The 16655-nt window shown below is 33.9% G+C and carries 18 protein-coding genes and 1 tRNA gene; 7 read left to right on the top strand and 12 right to left on the bottom strand.

Translation table 11 applies throughout. The annotated features are described in order from the left end of the window. Window positions 1-35: 35 nt before the first annotated feature. The 5 genes from MXE27_RS08315 to nifH are packed head-to-tail and all read right to left on the bottom strand — an operon-like array spanning window position 36 to window position 4486. Window positions 36-1421 carry a nitrogenase component 1 gene (locus MXE27_RS08315; protein WP_248611961.1) on the bottom strand — a complete coding sequence of 462 codons (1386 nt, stop codon included), beginning with the start codon at window positions 1419-1421 and terminating at the stop codon, window positions 36-38. Further along, a complete protein-coding gene (locus MXE27_RS08310; protein WP_248611960.1) occupies window positions 1421-2875 on the bottom strand; it encodes a nitrogenase subunit alpha in 1455 nt (484 codons plus the stop codon). The genes MXE27_RS08315 and MXE27_RS08310 overlap by 1 nt, the downstream gene beginning before the upstream one ends. Before the next feature lie 37 nt (window positions 2876-2912). Further along, on the bottom strand, window positions 2913-3284 hold the full coding sequence (locus MXE27_RS08305) for a P-II family nitrogen regulator (protein WP_248611959.1): 372 nt from the start codon (window positions 3282-3284) through the stop codon (window positions 2913-2915). Window positions 3285-3300: 16 nt separating this feature from the next. Continuing rightward, on the bottom strand, window positions 3301-3618 hold the full coding sequence (locus tag MXE27_RS08300) for a P-II family nitrogen regulator (RefSeq protein WP_248611958.1): 318 nt from the start codon (window positions 3616-3618) through the stop codon (window positions 3301-3303). Window positions 3619-3658: 40 nt separating this feature from the next. Next, a complete protein-coding gene (nifH, locus tag MXE27_RS08295) occupies window positions 3659-4486 on the bottom strand; it encodes a nitrogenase iron protein (RefSeq protein ID WP_248611957.1) in 828 nt (275 codons plus the stop codon). 353 nt (window positions 4487-4839) lie between these two features. On the opposite strand from nifH, the gene tsaA reads away from it, so the two are divergent. Next, window positions 4840-5331, top strand: a complete 492-nt coding sequence (gene tsaA, locus MXE27_RS08290; protein WP_248611956.1) for a tRNA (N6-threonylcarbamoyladenosine(37)-N6)-methyltransferase TrmO — start codon at window positions 4840-4842, stop codon at window positions 5329-5331. Window positions 5332-5376: 45 nt separating this feature from the next. On the opposite strand, the gene MXE27_RS08285 is transcribed toward tsaA, so the two are convergent. From MXE27_RS08285 to glnA, 3 genes are all read right to left on the bottom strand, one after another. Further along, window positions 5377-5961: an FmdE family protein gene (locus tag MXE27_RS08285; RefSeq protein WP_248611955.1), complete on the bottom strand. Its 585-nt coding sequence runs from the start codon at window positions 5959-5961 to the stop codon at window positions 5377-5379. Between the two features lie 710 nt (window positions 5962-6671). Continuing rightward, window positions 6672-8378, bottom strand: a complete 1707-nt coding sequence (locus tag MXE27_RS08280; protein ID WP_248611954.1) for a DUF128 domain-containing protein — start codon at window positions 8376-8378, stop codon at window positions 6672-6674. A gap of 96 nt (window positions 8379-8474) precedes the next feature. Then, window positions 8475-9806, bottom strand: a complete 1332-nt coding sequence (gene glnA, locus MXE27_RS08275; RefSeq protein ID WP_248611953.1) for a type I glutamate--ammonia ligase — start codon at window positions 9804-9806, stop codon at window positions 8475-8477. Window positions 9807-10176: 370 nt separating this feature from the next. Here glnA and MXE27_RS08270 point away from each other — a divergent pair, with 370 nt between their 5' ends. Together MXE27_RS08270 and MXE27_RS08265 are read left to right on the top strand one after the other, a co-directional pair. Then, window positions 10177-11133 (top strand): ISNCY family transposase, encoded by a 957-nt coding sequence (locus MXE27_RS08270; protein WP_248611952.1) that lies wholly within the window; start codon window positions 10177-10179, stop codon window positions 11131-11133. An 83-nt stretch (window positions 11134-11216) separates the two neighbouring features. Next, window positions 11217-11378 (top strand): hypothetical protein, encoded by a 162-nt coding sequence (locus tag MXE27_RS08265; protein WP_248611951.1) that lies wholly within the window; start codon window positions 11217-11219, stop codon window positions 11376-11378. A 120-nt stretch (window positions 11379-11498) separates the two neighbouring features. On the opposite strand, the gene MXE27_RS08260 is transcribed toward MXE27_RS08265, so the two are convergent. Beyond that, complete coding sequence (locus MXE27_RS08260) at window positions 11499-12251, bottom strand: HesA/MoeB/ThiF family protein (protein WP_248611950.1); 753 nt, start codon at window positions 12249-12251, stop codon at window positions 11499-11501. Window positions 12252-12353: 102 nt separating this feature from the next. Then, window positions 12354-13043: an AIM24 family protein gene (locus tag MXE27_RS08255; RefSeq protein WP_248611949.1), complete on the bottom strand. Its 690-nt coding sequence runs from the start codon at window positions 13041-13043 to the stop codon at window positions 12354-12356. A gap of 188 nt (window positions 13044-13231) precedes the next feature. Between MXE27_RS08255 and MXE27_RS08250 the strand changes: the two genes are divergently transcribed. Continuing rightward, a complete protein-coding gene (locus MXE27_RS08250) occupies window positions 13232-13600 on the top strand; it encodes a carboxymuconolactone decarboxylase family protein (protein ID WP_248611948.1) in 369 nt (122 codons plus the stop codon). Between the two features lie 145 nt (window positions 13601-13745). Here the strand turns inward: MXE27_RS08250 and MXE27_RS08245 are convergent. Then, window positions 13746-13854 (bottom strand) — tRNA-Met (locus MXE27_RS08245). Window positions 13855-14091: 237 nt separating this feature from the next. Then, window positions 14092-14838, bottom strand: coding sequence for a winged helix-turn-helix domain-containing protein (locus MXE27_RS08240; protein WP_248611947.1), 747 nt, complete (start codon window positions 14836-14838; stop codon window positions 14092-14094). 165 nt (window positions 14839-15003) lie between these two features. Here MXE27_RS08240 and MXE27_RS08235 point away from each other — a divergent pair, with 165 nt between their 5' ends. The 3 genes from MXE27_RS08235 (at window position 15004) to MXE27_RS08225 (ending at window position 16635) form a co-directional block, all read left to right on the top strand. After that, complete coding sequence (locus MXE27_RS08235) at window positions 15004-15243, top strand: MTH865 family protein (protein WP_248611946.1); 240 nt, start codon at window positions 15004-15006, stop codon at window positions 15241-15243. A 176-nt stretch (window positions 15244-15419) separates the two neighbouring features. After that, the gene (locus MXE27_RS08230; protein WP_248611945.1) at window positions 15420-15581 is read left to right on the top strand and encodes a hypothetical protein; all 162 of its coding nucleotides are present in this window, start codon (window positions 15420-15422) and stop codon (window positions 15579-15581) included. 226 nt (window positions 15582-15807) lie between these two features. Next, the gene (locus MXE27_RS08225; RefSeq protein ID WP_248611944.1) at window positions 15808-16635 is read left to right on the top strand and encodes a methanogenesis marker 8 protein; all 828 of its coding nucleotides are present in this window, start codon (window positions 15808-15810) and stop codon (window positions 16633-16635) included. Window positions 16636-16655 lie beyond the last annotated feature (20 nt).

Genomic DNA, 16655 nt, shown 5'->3' with positions numbered 1-16655 from the left:
AATATCCCTATTTAAGGGATATTGTTTCCACATTTTTATTGCTGCAACTTCCAATGTTCGTTTTCATAATAATTTTCCAAAACAGTGTTGGTTATCAGATCTATTAGATGAAGTCCTCCGTTGTATCCTACAATCGGTTTTCTGTGGTAACCTACTCTATCAAATACTGGGAATCCCACTCTTACAAGGGGAATATTCTGTTCTTTAGCAATTAACCTCGCATCTGAACTCCCAATAAGTAAATCAACAGGATTTTCCTGAAGATATACTTCCATTGTTCTTAGATCTTGGTCGACCATGGTATCAATTTCAACACCAGTTTCTTTTCCGACTTTTTCAATGTCTTTAATGAATTCTGGGCTTTTTGATCCAGTTATAACCATTTTAGGTTCCATTCCTAATTCTCCAACAAATCTGGCCATTCCTGCAGTAATTTCGGGATCACCATAAATACCTACAGTCCTACCATGTAAATACCTTCCAGAAAGATCGGCCATGGAGTCTATAAGCAACCCTCTCTCATCCAGTATGCTGTCTGGAATATCGGTTCCTGTGATCTTTTTTAAATTTCTAAGTAGCTGGTCAGTATTTTGAATTCCTATGGGTATTGGGCCGAGTTCTACAGGGACATTGTATTTTTTTTCAAGAGATAAAGCACCAGATCCGGCATATTTACACAGGGATATAGTACCTAAACTGTTGGCAGAATCAGTAATCTCTTCTACAGTGGTCCCTCCTTTAGGATAATATGGTTTATACTGTGTGGCAGAGGGTCGAAGTGGTGAATCAAATGGATCTGAAATATCAGTTAATATTATTCCTTCAGTGTCCATGAGATTAAGTATGTGTTTGATTTCACGCACGTCTCCGGGATTAACCATACCGGGTATAATATTCACTTTTTCATTTGGTTCACCCGGTTCGGCCACATGATCTGCTAGGGCTTTTATGGCATTATCGTAACCTTTAAGTTGGGTTTCTACGAAACTAGGGGTGCTTATTGGGACAATTTTTATCTTTTCAGCTTTATCTTGGCCTAGTTTTTCATTTAATTCTTTTTTAGCAGTACCTATAAATCCAATTATATCGTCACCAATAATTTCACTGGAACAGGTGGTTATAACTCCAATAAGTGAAGGTTTCAATCGAATGGCAACGTTTTGAATACCTTCTACTAAGTTTCTTCTGCCTCCAAAAACTGCAGCATCTTCGTGAAGGGATGTAACTGCGATTTCAGAGGGTTCTCTGAAATGACGTGATAGAGAATATCTTACAAATGAAGAACATCCTTGTGATCCATGGACTAGAGGAACAGCTCTGTTAATTCCAGTAACTGCATACATGGCGCCCAATGGCTGACAAGTTTTCATGGGGTTGATAATGGCACTTCTTTCTTTTTCAATAATGTTAATGCAGCTCATTATTTCGCCTCCTCGAGTTCTTCTGCAGGGTCAATGATATCGGGTTCTTCAGTTTCCTGGAATTCTAGCAGGTTCCACACAGGACTGTAAATGGAAGAGTACATATCTCTTGCAAGGTTTAAGAATCCTTCAAATCCGATGTATGGTCCATTTTCGTAGGAATGGATTAAAAGGGAAGGTATTCCAAGTTTATGTACCAAATATTTTTCTTTAACTCCTCCAAGGATCAAATCTATATCATAATCTTCTACTAATTCTTCTAACTCTAATGTGTTCGGATCGTCTATTACAAGTGCTCCTTCTTTAACCCGGTCTTTCATTTTCTGGAATCCATCTTCGTGTTCAAACATGGAAGATACACCAGTAGTTTCCATTCCTAATTCTTTTTCAATAGGTATGGATATATGATAACTTTTAGGTCCTCCAGAGAAGATGAATACTTTCTTTCCAGTTAACTTTTCTTTGTAAAAGTCTAATTCTGGTTTAATTTTGCCCATTCTCTCAGTAATTAATTTATCTGCTTTTTCTTCAAGTCCGAAGAATTTAGCCACAGTTTTCAGGTTTTCAGCACAGTAATTGGTACTGAAGAAATCTGTTTTTATATAGGGGACTCCATATTTTTCCTCGATCATTTTAGCAATATATGTTGATGATCTTTGACATCTCACTACACTTAATTTTGCCCGGTGCATCCAGGAAATTTCGTAATGGCTACTGTCTCCGGTAAATGTACTTAAAACATTTATTCCAATTTCTTTAAAGTAGTCTTTAAGTAACCAGAGATCTCCGTCAATATTGTATTCTCCAATGAGGTTTATGTCATAGGGAGTGGTTTGGGGAGGTTCAAATTTTCCCACTAATTGGCTGAAAAGTACATTATTTCCTATTGTATGTCCTTTTGATTGGGTTGGCCCAGCAAATCCTGGTGCATTAAATGCAATTATGGGTTTACCTATTTCTTCTTCCATTTCTTTGGCCAAACCATCCATGTCATCCCCAATTAAACCAGTGGTACATGTGGCATAGAGGTATATGGCGCTAACAAATGGAAACTCTTTATTGGTATCTCTAATGGCTTGTCTTAATTTTTTAATTCCACCAAATACTACATCTGACTCCTGTAAATCTGTTCCTATGATATATTTAATATTGAAATCTTTTATGGGAAATTCACTGCCATCTGGCAGGGTGGTGGTGGTAGGATATCTTTTAGTACCATAACCGTACACGGTACAACCTACTGGTGAGTGCACAATATGTGCAACGTCTTTTAAAGCTCCAGTTATAACTCCTTTTGCCCCAGCAAAAGCACATCCACGTTCTGTCATGGATCCGGGGATGGTTTTTGAGTTACAAGTAGGGAGACAATCTTCTGGATCGTTGCAGTGTTTCACATAGGTGTGCTCTTTCCTCTCAGGGATTTCTTTTGAAACCTCAAAAAGTTTAAAAGGCATTTATTACATCTCCTATCAAATTAAATGAAATGCGCAATTATAAAACCGCGTCAACTCCACTTTCTTTGGTTCGTACTCTGACAGCATCGTTTATTGGACAAACAAAAATTTTACCATCTCCTATTTGTCCTGTGCAGTTAACTTTCATTATTGATTCTACAACCAGTGATACGTCTTCGTCCATCACAATCAGGGTTATCATTCTCTTAGGTATGTATCTAAGACATTTTTCATCTGAAGAGTCGATTCCCGTTGTGTCTACACTGAAATTCACTTCATTTATTATTGCTTTTTGGTTTCCTCGGCCAATTACTCGATTAGCAGTCATGGCAGGGAAACCCAGTGAATCCAAAACTTCCTTTGTTTTAGCCATTTTATTAGGGCGTATAATGGCAATAATTTCTTTCAATTTAACACCTCGGCCATTAAAGTCCTTTGCTTCGAGTTCTAACTGTATATATTTCTTCTACTGGGCTGATGAATATTTTTCCATCACCAAAATTTCCAGTATAAGCAGCTTCGTTTATTATATCCACAATTTGATCAATGGATTCATCTTCAGCAACCAACATCAGCATGGTTTTGGGTATTTCATCATAGTAAATATTTTCAAGCTGAATTCCCTTTTGTTTACCTCTTCCTATAACGTCAAGTTTGGTAAGGGCAACGTAACCGGCAGCATCAAGATCGTCAACGGTTTTTTTTGCCATTTCGGGCCTTATTATAGCTCTAACCATCTGCATTTTTTATTCTCCTAACTCCATCTTTCACAAACTATTGATATCAATCCATTAAACCATACTGAAGAACCATTTCTTCAAGTTCGTCCATTGACATTGGTTTTGGTATAACAAATTTTTCGTTGCTGATGATTTTACCTGCAAGTGCTTCGTATTCATGGGCCTGGTCACAGTCTGCTTCAAAGTCTACCACTGTTTTTTTATTGAATTCTGCTTTCTGTACTATGTTGTCCCGTGGAACGAAGTGAATCATTTGAGTTCCTATTTTTTTGCAAAATTCTTCCAGAAGTTCTCTTTCACCGTCAACGTTTCGGCTGTTACAGATTATTCCTCCTAACCTCACACCACTCTGTTCGGCGTACTTCACCATACCTTTACAGAGGTTGTTCGCGGCATAAAGTGCCATCATCTCTCCAGATGCAACAACATATATTTCTTCAGCTTTACCGTCCCGGATTGGCATTGCAAATCCACCACAAACAACGTCTCCAAGCACATCGAAGAAAACAAAGTCATTGTCATCGTAGACTTTTTGTTGTTCCATGATTGTGATTGCGGTGATTACACCACGGCCTGCACATCCAACACCTGGTTCAGGACCACCGGATTCTACACATTTTATTTCTTTAAAACCTGTGGACATAACATTGTCAAGTTCCATACATGCTTCTTCTCCTTCTTCCCTAAGAGTGTCCATCATGGTTTTCTGCATTTTTCCCCCTAGTATCATTCGTGTACTGTCTGCTTTTGGGTCGCACCCATGTATCATGACCCTTTGATCGTGAAAGTGTGCCATTGCGGCAGCTGTGTTTTGGGTGGTTGTAGATTTTCCAATTCCACCTTTACCATATATAGCAATTTTTCTAACCATTTTGTTATCTCCCGTCATTTAATTTTTTATTTACATAATATCCAAAATTCCGAAATAGACGGAATACGGAATCATACTTCCGATAAAAACCAATTGTCTAATACAATATATAAAAGTTTCGATTTTAATCAAACATTTGTATAAATATATGAAAATTCAATCAATAAACTATGTATAAATTTGAACATTGAATAATTATTAAATAATAAATTTAAATATTTGAACAATAATTGGGTTAAGTATATCACAAAAAATTTATTTACTTATTATGAATATAAATTCAAAACAATTAAGTAAACTCATATAACATTTCAATTGTATTGTAATTTAATTTAGATACTCTGAGGCAAAATATGGAAGAAATAACATTTAAACCCATTGGAACTATAAAAACTCCTTTTAAAGATCTGGAAGGAATGCCCATACAACCTGTAGGGGCTTGTGGAATTAAAGGCACTATTGAACTTAAAAAAGAATATGAAGGTGGATTAAAAGATTTGGAAGGGTTTTCACATTTAATCTTAATTTACCACCTTCACCGTGCTAATGGTTATGATTTAAAAGTCAAACCATTTTTAGATAATGAAAAAAGAGGCATATTTGCAACTAGGGCGCCCAAAAGACCTAACCCTATTGGTATATCCGTAGTATGTTTGGACAAGGTGGAAGGGAATATTTTACAGATATCTCATGTAGATATTCTTGATGGAACTCCTCTTTTAGATATTAAACCATACGTTCCTCATTTAGATAAAAATGAAGATGATGAAATTTGTATTGGTTGGTTTGAGGATAAACATCATGAAGCAAAAGATAAAAGATCAGATAGAAGATTTTGTGATTAAATTTATCCCCTATTTTATTTTTTAAAGAAAAGTTTTAAAAAAGAATTATTTTTTAGATTCTTTTAAAGCGCAGGGTATACAGAGAATGTCAGTTCCTCTTTTTATAAATGATTCCTTACATTTGGGACATATGACCACATCTTTGGGTTGTCTAATTGGAACTTCTATATTCACAAAGTCATAAGAGTAAATGTCTTCTCCAGCTTTTAACAATTCTGGCACTACCTCTTCATGTGCAATACGTCTTTCATTCATAAACCAAGCATAGATTATAGGGTAATTTTTGAGTTTATCCATATTGAGATATATGCGAATACCTTGGATAGAACTTTCTTTTGGGGGCGCGGCTTTATTAACTGTAACTGCCATTTTTTCATAATTATGGACAGTTAATCTTTTGTTCCCGGTGGTAGACCCCCATATGATCTGAAAAGGATCAGGCAGGCAATTTTGACTCTCGGCGGCGACAAATATTTTTTCACCGTCTAGAATATCCATTTTTCTTTTAGCTATCTGCAACATTTGGTAACCTATAAGGGCTCCTGAGCTTAAGTGGCCGTGAAATTTAATTAATTTTTCCATATCTTCTCTCATTTGCGGATCTTCAATTAGATTTAACATATCACTCATAATTACTCCTCTGTAACTTTAAAATTTTAAAATGTTATTATTAAATTAGATATTTAATTATATGGTGGTCTTGGTTTGTAGTATTATGTAGATAAAATATGCTGCTATTTAGAACTTTTTTAATAAAGTAATTAAACCATATACACTAGTATTGTTGTTAATACAAGAACATTTAACAAGATTGGTGATTTTTTTAAAGCCAGATCAACCTATATGCTATTTTAAGCAAGCTGTGGAACATATTTGTCATTTTTAACTCCAATTGGTGCTAATGAGCTAATCATAAAATTCCGTAAAGAGGTAGTAAACTCTTATGATGGTTCATAGCAGAGGATGAACTGGCTTAAAGGAATACATACTAATATGCGGGGAGGATGGTTACTAACCTCCGACATGTTTTTTAGTACATATCGTAAAATAGATTATTATATTATTTATAATTAATGGTTATTTTCAAGCCGAGAAAAAAATTAAGATCAAATAAAAAATTAAAAAATAGTTTTTTATATTATTATTCTGTAGACCTATTTAAAATTTGGCTCATAGCTGTAACAACGATAAATCCACTGATAATAACTAGCAAAGTTAGTAATGTTTGATCCATTTTAACACCTAAATTATATTAATCATATTGATTTTTGGAATGAATTATGTAGTATATACTTAAATTTATTCTAACAATTATAAGGTTTTCGATTTTTGTATTCGCCTTAAAATTCATCCATTTCAGATAAACTAACCATGGTCTCAACTGCCTTGGTTTCAACATCGATTCCTTCTTCTTTTACTGCAGCCAAAGGATTTAAACCACCGGGTGTCACTATGCCTGAGCGATATCGTTCTACTTTGGCATTGTAAATTAATTCACTGGGATCCCCTACTTTAGATATTGATAATCCTATATCTTCCACTTGGGATAGTATTTCCACGGCTTGTTGCCTTGCAAGGTAAGGGATTTCTTTTAAACCGGCTAGGACTCTTCCATGTCCATGTAATGCCTCATAAACTGAAGTCATTCCTTTGGATATGTATATTTCATGTGGATCTAAAGAAGAGCCACTATAGGCAGTAAGTTCCACAAATCTAGGGCCTTTTTTTTCCAGCTCAAGAATTCCACCGTATTTTGGTGTGGACATAATCCCGTTTTTAATTAAAATTCCATCTATACTTAGACTGCAGATAGTTGCAATTCCCTTTAAGTCATTATTCTCGGGGTGTGGAACTACTTTAAAGAAACGGCTGGTGCAGTATTCTGGTATAATATGGAATACTTCTGCCATAATTTCTAGGGCTTCATCCAGGTTCTGATTATTTACATAGGATATATTGGCGATTAATTGCCCTTCATGGGTGTAAGGATCAAAATCAACTTTTTGGATTAAGTTCCAAGCTTTAGATAATAAAAATCGTACTTTTTCGCGAGGTTCGGAGCCTGAAGACTTTAGTAAAGGTTTAACTTTAGTTAAACTGTTTAATTCGTTTATATTCATTAAATTTTCTGCAAGTTTAATATTTACAGGAAAACCTGCTTCTTGAGCAGCACATAGTGGGGAAATTCCTCCTGTAACTGCAATTCCAGTCATATTATCTTCTACTGGGACTCCAAGAACGGTTTCACCGTCGTTACCTATTTTTAAAAGCCCAGAAATGCCAATTTTTCCCAATTTTTCAAATAACTTACTGGCTTTTTCTTTTGATGTACTGGGTATTATTCTAAAATTAGCCGGAATCAGTCCACTACCTTCTTGAATTACGTCAAGCACAGACGTCATATTTTTTGCAGTGAATGCCTCTAGAGGGGTCATAGAAGTTTTTTTATAAGCAATTAATTCAGTAAATCTTATGGGGACATTATCCTCTATTTTAACTAATCCTCCATACTGAGGTATAACGGGTATTCCTTCATTTAGAATCATACCATCAATAGTAGTACCACAGATAGTCTTCATAATCATTTCTTTTTGCCCAGTTTCACCATTAATGGTTTTGCCCATTTGTACAAGTGAACTAACAGATATTCCTTTTTGGAAAACTTCTTGGATGATATTCATAGCTTCTTTTTCAGGGGCAATGCTTGATGTATTCACCACTACAGTTCCCTGTTTAGAGTCGGGATTTAAAGTGGTCTGGTAAATCATGCTCTCAAATTTGGAAAAAATAAAGTCAACCTGATCATAGATAAGTCCTTTATCTAACTCTTTCAAGCCTTTATCAGTAATTTTTCTACCGGCATATCCTATACGTTCGGTAAATCCTTTTTCATCAAGGATACGCATGTGATAACGCACAGCACGCTCTCCTAGATTATAACCTTTTCTTTTTAACTCTTCAGCGATGGTCTTCGCTCCAAGAACTTCCTCGCGGTCTGCGAGAATTCTTAAAATCTCCATCATCTTACGGTCAGTTTCATTAGGCATCTCTTCACCACCTATAGATTGGGGTAGATGCTATTTAAAATTAACAGATATCTTTGTTTTGAAAATTAAATAATAAAAAAATATAAAAAAAAGGGATTAGATGGATAAGTATTTCTCTAACTCGTAGTTGAATACTTGTACTCTATAGTCATCCCATTCTTTGTGTTTAATTGCCATGAAATGTTCGTATACATGGTTGCCTAAAGATTTTTTAACTACTTCGTCGGCTTCCAGTGCATGGTAAGCTTCCCATAAGCTTGATGGTAAAACATCTATGCCCATGGTGCTGAGTTCATCCATACTTTTTCCAAATACGTCGATTTCAGTTGGTGCTCCAGGGTCGATCTTGTTTTTTATACCATCCATACCAGCTTCTAATACTGCTGCAAATGCTAAGTAAGGGTTACAAGATGGATCGGGCATTCTTAACTCTACACGAGTACGTTTTCCACGGGATGCGGGAATTCTAACAAGTGTAGATCTGTTTTTAAGACCATATGCAACATATACTGGAGCTTCGTATCCGGGTACTAAACGTTTGTAAGAGTTTACAGTTGGGGCGCAAACTGCAGCTAATGCTTTTGAATGTTTTAAAAGGCCTCCTGTAAAGTGTATGGCTTCTTCAGATAACTGGGTTTCAGTGTTGGGATCAAAAAATACGTTTTCACCGTTTTTGGATAATGATTGGTTAATGTGCATACCGCTACCGTTTTCTCCGAAGAATGGTTTAGGCATGAATGTAACCATGTATCCCATATTGTCCACAATTGCTTTTATGGCTTGTTTAAATGTGATTACTGCATCAGCAGTCTTCAATGCTTTATCAAATTTAAAATCGATTTCGTGCTGGCCAGGAGCCACTTCGTGGTGAGAAACTTCAATATCAAAGTTCAAAGCTTCCAAATCCATTACTAATTTTCTTCTAAAGTCAGTACCTTGATCAACAGGTTCTGTATCGAAATAAGCACCATTATCATGGGGGATAATTGTCCCGTCTTCTTCTTGATCTAAGATAAAAAATTCAGGTTCTGGTCCTACATTGTATTCATAACCCATTTTTTCAACTTTTTCCAGGGCCCTTCTTAGAACGTATCTGGGGTCTCCTTCAAATGGGGTTTTTCCATCGGTATGGAATATATCACAGATGAACCTGCAAACACCTTTTTCTTCTGGCCTCCATGGGAGAGTAGAGAAAGTATTAGGGTCTGGTTTTAAAATCAGGTCACTGTCATTAATATTTGCAAATCCTTCAACAGAAGAACCATCAAAGAGAAGACCCTCATTAATAATGTCTTCAATTTCATCTGCTTTCATGAGTGGAACTGCCATGTTTTTAGGGGTTCCGTGTATGTCTACAAACTGGAGTCTAACGAACTTAACGCCGCATTCATCCATTTTACTAATAATTTGTCCTGTCTTATCTGACATATATTATGCCTCCGTAATTTAAAGCTATAAATAATAAGCTAAACTTACACCGGAAAGATGTTTCCTTTTACTGATATATAAATGTTTTGAAACATTTTTAAAAAGAAATCTAAAAAGTAGAATTAAATTCATTTTATTTGAAATACTTTAATATATTCTAAAAATTAATATCAAAAAATTATAACTATTTTAAATTAAAAAATAACGATAATTGAGTATAATTTAATCCATTAGTGGGGGTTGTAAAGTTTAGGGGTGTTGGGTGTTTCGAAAAAATTTTCGAAAAATTTTATTTTTTTCTATTCTAAGAATCATAATTCAAAATTAAAGCCATTAAATATAAGTATTAAGTGAGAGTAGATATATTAACATGACTAGTGAAATTACACCTACTCTCAATTGTTGTATTGACTCCATACAACTTAAACTTTCCGATTTTTTCACCGGAAAACACGATTTTGAAACCATTCTAAAAAATCGATTAAAACCTGCAAAAACACATCGAAATATTAATCAAAAACTCTATTTGCACGAAAACAATCATTTCGAACACTTAAATCCCATATGTCCACATTGTGATTCTAAAATTGTTATTAAACAGGAATATCGTCATAGAAAATTGTTAATTGATGATAACGGGTCTTTGAGTGTTTATTTGCGAAGATATCTTTGCAAAAATTGTGGTATAAAATTCACCACCAACATCAAATCACTGATAAAGCCATATAAACGATATATTAACTTATTTAAAGAAAAATTAAGATCTTTTATTGAAACTGGGTATCGTTCACTTCGTAAAACACAGAAAGATTTACAGAACTTCCTGGGAAATTCACCATCACATCAAACCATACGAAACTGGCTCACCATAAACACTAAAAACATGATTAAAAACACTGAACGTTTTTATTCAGGATATTATACTTATGATGAGCAATTTTTAAGAATTAATGGCCAAAGAATGTACAGATTAACATTATACGACCAAATACTTAGTATCCCAGTAGCCGAACAAATAGTCCACAAAAGAACACCAACAGCCATAACGCAGTTCATACAAGAATCCACAAGTAAGCAACCATTAATATCAATTACAACAGATCATATGAAATTATATAAAAATATAATGGATTATATTGGTGTTAAACATCAATTATGCATCTTTCACTTGTTTAAAATGATTGGTGATAAAGTATACAAAAAATTACGCAGTAAAAAACTCACAGAACATGAAAAAATCAGTTTATGCCTTTATTTCACCGATATCAAAAACATATTCCGCACATACAACTTAAAAACCAGCAATCAAAGATTAAATAATTATTAAATGATTTTACTAGAATACCACGTGTTTTACAGCGATTCATTAAACAAAAAATAGTACCCGATTATAAAAGACTCACAACATTCATGGAAAACACTAAAATACCACGAACATCCAATACTGTGGAAAATTACTACAGACAAACAGAACCAGAACAAATAAAAAAGAAATACAAAACAATAAAAGGAATACTCACATATCTACACTACAAAATGAAAAACTGGACACAAAAACACAGAAAAAAATAACAACACCCACAAACTATACAAACCCCATTAGTGGTATAATTTTTATAGTATGAACTTTTATTGTGACTTATTAATTAGAACCATATATTAATTAAGATTTGGTGAATTTTTTGCCAAATATTAAAACTCAACCATGGAAAATGGGTCAGCGCGCATTAAATCAAAATTGAGAACTTTGGGTGCTAATATTGACTCCCCTTTGCCAGTAATAATCTTAAGCGCTTCAGAAGCTTGTATACAACCTACAATATTAGGTACAGATCCTAAAACTGGTGGAACCTCAGACGAGAGTTTTTCAAGGTTTTCAATAATTTCTTCATTTAATTCTTTTTTAAATGATGGTAATTTAAATAATTCTTCATATTTGGGAGTATTATTATTAAAAACTGTTATTTGCCCCATTGTTCCATGTATTGCACCGTGAATAAAAGGTATATTCATTTTAAATGCATATCTACTGACAATAATCCTTGAGAGAAGATTGTCCAGAGCATCTATAACTAAATCACTGCCTTTCATGATTTTTTCCACATTAGTTTCATCCAGTTCCACTTCAAATGATTTTATATTTATAAATGGATTAATAGAACGTAAAGTTTTTTCAGTCACCCTTATTTTGGATTTTCCCACACTGCAAAAACTGCTCATTACTTGACGGTTAATATTAGAAACATCAAAAGAGTCTTTATCCACAATACGAAGGTTCCCAATACCCATCCGGGCTAGCATTTCTATTGCAGATCCACCAATTCCTCCACAACCAATAACAGTTATGGTAGCGTCTTTTAATTTCTGCTGCTGGCTTTTGGTAAGGATACTCATTTGTCTACTGACTATTTCCCAGTAAGCCATTCCTTCGTATCTTTTTGGCATTTTCAAACCTCTTCGCGCGGATGTTTAATTTATATGGGGATATTGTAAATTATAAAATTCGATTTACATATAAAAATAGCATAAAAATAGGGAGTAGAAATATTATTCTACTTTATAAACTTCTTCGAAGGGCTGCACAACTACGAAACCATCGCCCTGGAATTTCATCTGGAATTCTTCACCACTACCTCGCCCAGTTATTGATTTAAAGCTGATATCTGTTTTTATTTCAGGAGCTAAGTTTCCAGACCAAGCTACAGTAGCGTTAGGGTCGGTGTACACAGGTCGATCAGGTGTCACTATGAGTGTCATTGGAGTATAGTGTGTGGTAATGGCCACCATTCCACTGCCCTGTAATTTCATAGTGAATAACTTGCCTGTTAGGGAACTGCCTGATCCTTTAGCCATTGTTATATCCCAGTCAATGCTTTCTTCAAAGGCTATAACATCGTTTCCATTCACGTATATCCTTTCATTTTCTAAGTTAAGGATGGCGATTCTTTTTCCGTCATCTGCAAGATAAAGGTTACCATATCCTTCTGCAGCCATCATGTGGGCCCCTTCCCCGGTAACTGCTTTTTTAAGGAATTTACTCACGCCTCCTTCTAAACTGCTCTGTTTTTTAAATCTTATATCTCCAGCATAAGCAATCATTGATCCTAATTTCACCCATACTTTACCATTAAGATTCACATATAAAGTGTAATCATTTTCAAGATCAAAAAGCTCTTCTCCAGATTCTTCTTTTTCTGCAGTTTTATTTACAAATTCATCTATGGTATATTTTCTCATAGTATTTCCTCCTCCACCAATATTCTCTGTATATTTTATTTGGAGTATAATTAGATTACGATTTTATGATACTAATTACTAAAAATAATCTTTTTTATTATTTCAGATGAGAGTATAAAAAATAAAACAATAAGTTATAACTGTTTATAAGATTATATTTGTCTTTTGATTATTAAAACGGTGATTTGATGGGTCAAAATGAGAAGAATAATGAAATTATTGTAAGTGAAATATTGGATAATATTAAAGAATATTTTGGCTTTGTTCCCAAGATTTTTCAAGTTTTATCTGAAAATCCTTCTGCCCTCAAAGCTTATTATTTAAAATTTGAAGCCATAATAAAAAACAATTCATTAGATCCATTAACCATGGAACTTGTTGCTGTAGGGGCAGCATCTGCATTAGGTGCTGAGCACTGTTTGTCTACTCACTTAAAAGTAGCTCGAGAATTAGGAGCAAATGATAATCAGTTATTAAATACAATTTTAATGGGCACGATGATTGCTGAAACAGATGCTTTGGCCAGCTCTTTAAGAGTCTATGAAAGTTTCAAATAATTTTTTTTAAAATCAACTATCATAATTTAAAATAATTTTATAATTTTAATAAAAATAACAGAATATATGAGGGGGTTAAAAAGGGTTCTTTGATAAAAATTAGCTGGTTAAGAACCCTATTTATTTCTGGGATTAAATATGAGAGTGCCGGGAGCGGGATTCGAACCCGCGGCCTCACGGTATCCCAGGAAAAAGTCAGAGCACTGCTTAATACCCTATGAGCCGTGCGCTCTAACCAGCTGAGCCACCCCGGCGTGTGACTTATCTAACATCAGTTTTTGTATAATTTAAAGTTTTCTATTGAAACCATACTTTAAGAAATATTCGCTGGTATATATTAACTGACTTTAATTTATGTATAATAAATTGTCATTTACATACTTTCATATGCCATAAAATTATTCTTTTTATAGTTAACTCTTCTTACTGGGACTAGATAGTCAAGCTGAAAATATAAAACTAAAATCTGTTTAAACGAGTTATTTTTATTTTTACAAGAATTTTTTAAAATTAGTAAGCATTATGAGTAGATGATATCCTTTTTCAGTAATCATATAATCTCCACGTTCATGCCGCTGAATAATCAAGTCATTTTCAAGCAGTTTTTGAATGTGAAAGAGTAGGTTCCCACCACGAAGTCCGGTTAGTTTGGAAAGAGCAGTAAATGTCTGGGTATCAAAAGCCATAGATTTTAGAATTTGAAGTCTCTGTTTATTTGATATAGGTTCAAGAACACTCTTAACCATAATTTTCTCTGGAATAGAAGATATTTCACTTTTATCTTCTTTGTCCTGGCCATATATTTGTAATGAATGGATTAGATTTACTTGTTTATCGAAAATAGAGTCTACTTCGCTAAAACATATATCGCATTTATCAAAAGGAGCACTTTTCCTGATTTCTTCTAACTCCGATCTTTTATTTTTTAAGGTTTCTTTGGATACATCTTCTTGTTTTATAAGCTCAGCATTATTTTCTAAGAATTCATTAAACCTCTTTTTGCAAGTTTTTCTCATCTTACAGGGATCTGCCAGGCTCCTTTCTAAACCATTTTCTATTCCATCTTTAACATAGGCCGAGATTGAGTTTAAAATATCCTTTCTTAAGTTGGATAACATCAGATCAAAGTATCTCTGGTTGGATCTTTCCATTAAACGTTTAATATCTTGATGCATGGCCTCTAATTTTGCCTTTGCATCATAAATTTCCAAATTATTAACCTTATCAAGATTTTCCATAAAATTACTTTAATAATTTAGATGCTAATAAAGGTTTCTTTTTTAACTCTTTAAGTCATATTTGTGTATAAAACTATACTTAGTATATTATAATGACGGTTTAGTATATATTTCTATTAAAATAATTTATTATTGTAAATTAAAAACCACAAAGGAGATGTGAATATGCAAGTAAAAGAAGATATACGTAAACAGATAGTTGGGGCATTAGCTGGAGCGGATTTCCCCATAAAAACACCAGATGAACTTATGTCCGCACTTCCAGATGGCCCAGACACCACCTGTAAATCAGGAGATGTAGAATTAAAAGCATCCGACGCTGGAAAAGCACTAACAGCAGATGATTTCCCATTTAAAAATGCTCGAGAAGTGGCAGATACCATAATAAACAGAGCGGGTTTATAAAAAAATCTTTTTCATCTATTTTCTTTTTTAATTCTGATTTAAGAGACAGAATATATGACTTAAAACAAGTAATAAGACTAAAAAACTTATTAAATGATTTCGATAGAATACCACGTGTTTTTCAGCGGTTTATTAAACAAAAAATCATTCCATATTATAAAAGACTCACTATCTTCATGGAAAACACTAAACTACAACGAAAATCCCATACTGTGGAAAATTACTACAGACAAATAGAATCAGAACAAATCAAAAAGAAATACAAAACAATAAAAGGAATATTCACATATTTACTCTACAAAATGAAAAACTGGACACAAAAAAATAGAAAAAAATAACAACGCCCCAAACTTACAAACCCAAAACAAGAAAAAATATATCAATTAGACCATATACTTTTTTTAATATTCTGTGCAATGAACAAATCTAATCAAATTGTATTAATTATTTATTATATGCTATGTCAAAACTAGCAAAAACTAGTGTAAAATAGTAAATTTCAGGATTTAAACATATATTTTCTAGTGATCTGAAAAAGTATATTAATATAAACGCGGTGTGAAAATGGGCGAACATGTTATTGAAGCCATGGGGAAGGCCAAAGTAGTTATAAAAGATGGAAAAGTTGTTGAAGTTGGGGAACCCCAAATCAAATATTGCCCTTTATTTCACAAATACCGTGGAATAGAAGAATTAAACCCTCAAAATATTAAAGAAAACATAGAATTCAGAATCAATGATTTTGGTATGTGTACGCCTCAAAGAGAACTGAAAATGAGAGATTTCCTATCCTTTGGTATTTCTGAGATACTTTCTACACTTTTAGATGAAAAAATAATAGACTGTGCAGTAATGGCCTGTGATGGGTGCGGCACGGTCATTGTAAAAGATAGTGAGGCTGCCCAGGGAGTAGGGGGTCGCATATCTGGTATTATCTCTACCAGCCCTATTAAAGAAGTTATAGAAAATTTAGGCAAAGAAAATGTTTTAGATGTAGAAACTGCTGAGTTGAATCAGATAAAAGGCGTAGAAAAAGCAATTAATTATGGATGTAAAAATATCGCTGTTACCGTAGCTCTTTCGGGGGATGCTTTAAAACTCAGGGAATTAGAAAGAGAATATGATGTAAATTTATATATATTCGCAGTTCATGTCACTGGACTCTCAAAAGATGACGCTAGATCATTATTTGATTCTGCAGACGTGATAACATCATGTGCTTCGCGTACAGTGCGAAAAATTGGAGAAAAAGAAGCCTTACTTGCAGTAGGTGCATCTATACCTATTTATGCTGCTAGTGAAAATGGAAAGGAATTTTTACTTAGAAGAATAGAAAAGATGGGTGGGTTAAAGGAAAAGAAAAATGCTAAAATTCCAGACCCATTAATCTAAAATAGATTAAATAAAAGAAT

This window comes from Methanobacterium alcaliphilum, from assembly GCF_023227715.1.
GTDB classification, from domain to species: Archaea; Methanobacteriota; Methanobacteria; order Methanobacteriales; family Methanobacteriaceae; genus Methanobacterium_E; species Methanobacterium_E alcaliphilum.
This window is presented reverse-complemented; position numbering and strand designations above follow the sequence as displayed.

Coding starts and splice junctions, on each gene's coding strand:
- MXE27_RS08315 (WP_248611961.1), bottom strand. CDS start 1,421: ATGAGCTGCATTAACATTATTGAAAAAGAAAGAAGTGCCATTATCAAC.
- MXE27_RS08310 (WP_248611960.1), bottom strand. CDS start 2,875: ATGCCTTTTAAACTTTTTGAGGTTTCAAAAGAAATCCCTGAGAGGAAA.
- MXE27_RS08300 (WP_248611958.1), bottom strand. CDS start 3,618: ATGCAGATGGTTAGAGCTATAATAAGGCCCGAAATGGCAAAAAAAACC.
- nifH (WP_248611957.1), bottom strand. CDS start 4,486: ATGGTTAGAAAAATTGCTATATATGGTAAAGGTGGAATTGGAAAATCT.
- tsaA (WP_248611956.1), top strand. CDS start 4,840: ATGGAAGAAATAACATTTAAACCCATTGGAACTATAAAAACTCCTTTT.
- MXE27_RS08285 (WP_248611955.1), bottom strand. CDS start 5,961: ATGAGTGATATGTTAAATCTAATTGAAGATCCGCAAATGAGAGAAGAT.
- MXE27_RS08280 (WP_248611954.1), bottom strand. CDS start 8,378: ATGCCTAATGAAACTGACCGTAAGATGATGGAGATTTTAAGAATTCTC.
- glnA (WP_248611953.1), bottom strand. CDS start 9,806: ATGTCAGATAAGACAGGACAAATTATTAGTAAAATGGATGAATGCGGC.
- MXE27_RS08270 (WP_248611952.1), top strand. CDS start 10,177: ATGACTAGTGAAATTACACCTACTCTCAATTGTTGTATTGACTCCATA.
- MXE27_RS08265 (WP_248611951.1), top strand. CDS start 11,217: ATGGAAAACACTAAAATACCACGAACATCCAATACTGTGGAAAATTAC.
- MXE27_RS08260 (WP_248611950.1), bottom strand. CDS start 12,251: ATGCCAAAAAGATACGAAGGAATGGCTTACTGGGAAATAGTCAGTAGA.
- MXE27_RS08255 (WP_248611949.1), bottom strand. CDS start 13,043: ATGAGAAAATATACCATAGATGAATTTGTAAATAAAACTGCAGAAAAA.
- MXE27_RS08250 (WP_248611948.1), top strand. CDS start 13,232: ATGGGTCAAAATGAGAAGAATAATGAAATTATTGTAAGTGAAATATTG.
- MXE27_RS08240 (WP_248611947.1), bottom strand. CDS start 14,838: ATGGAAAATCTTGATAAGGTTAATAATTTGGAAATTTATGATGCAAAG.
- MXE27_RS08235 (WP_248611946.1), top strand. CDS start 15,004: ATGCAAGTAAAAGAAGATATACGTAAACAGATAGTTGGGGCATTAGCT.
- MXE27_RS08230 (WP_248611945.1), top strand. CDS start 15,420: ATGGAAAACACTAAACTACAACGAAAATCCCATACTGTGGAAAATTAC.
- MXE27_RS08225 (WP_248611944.1), top strand. CDS start 15,808: ATGGGCGAACATGTTATTGAAGCCATGGGGAAGGCCAAAGTAGTTATA.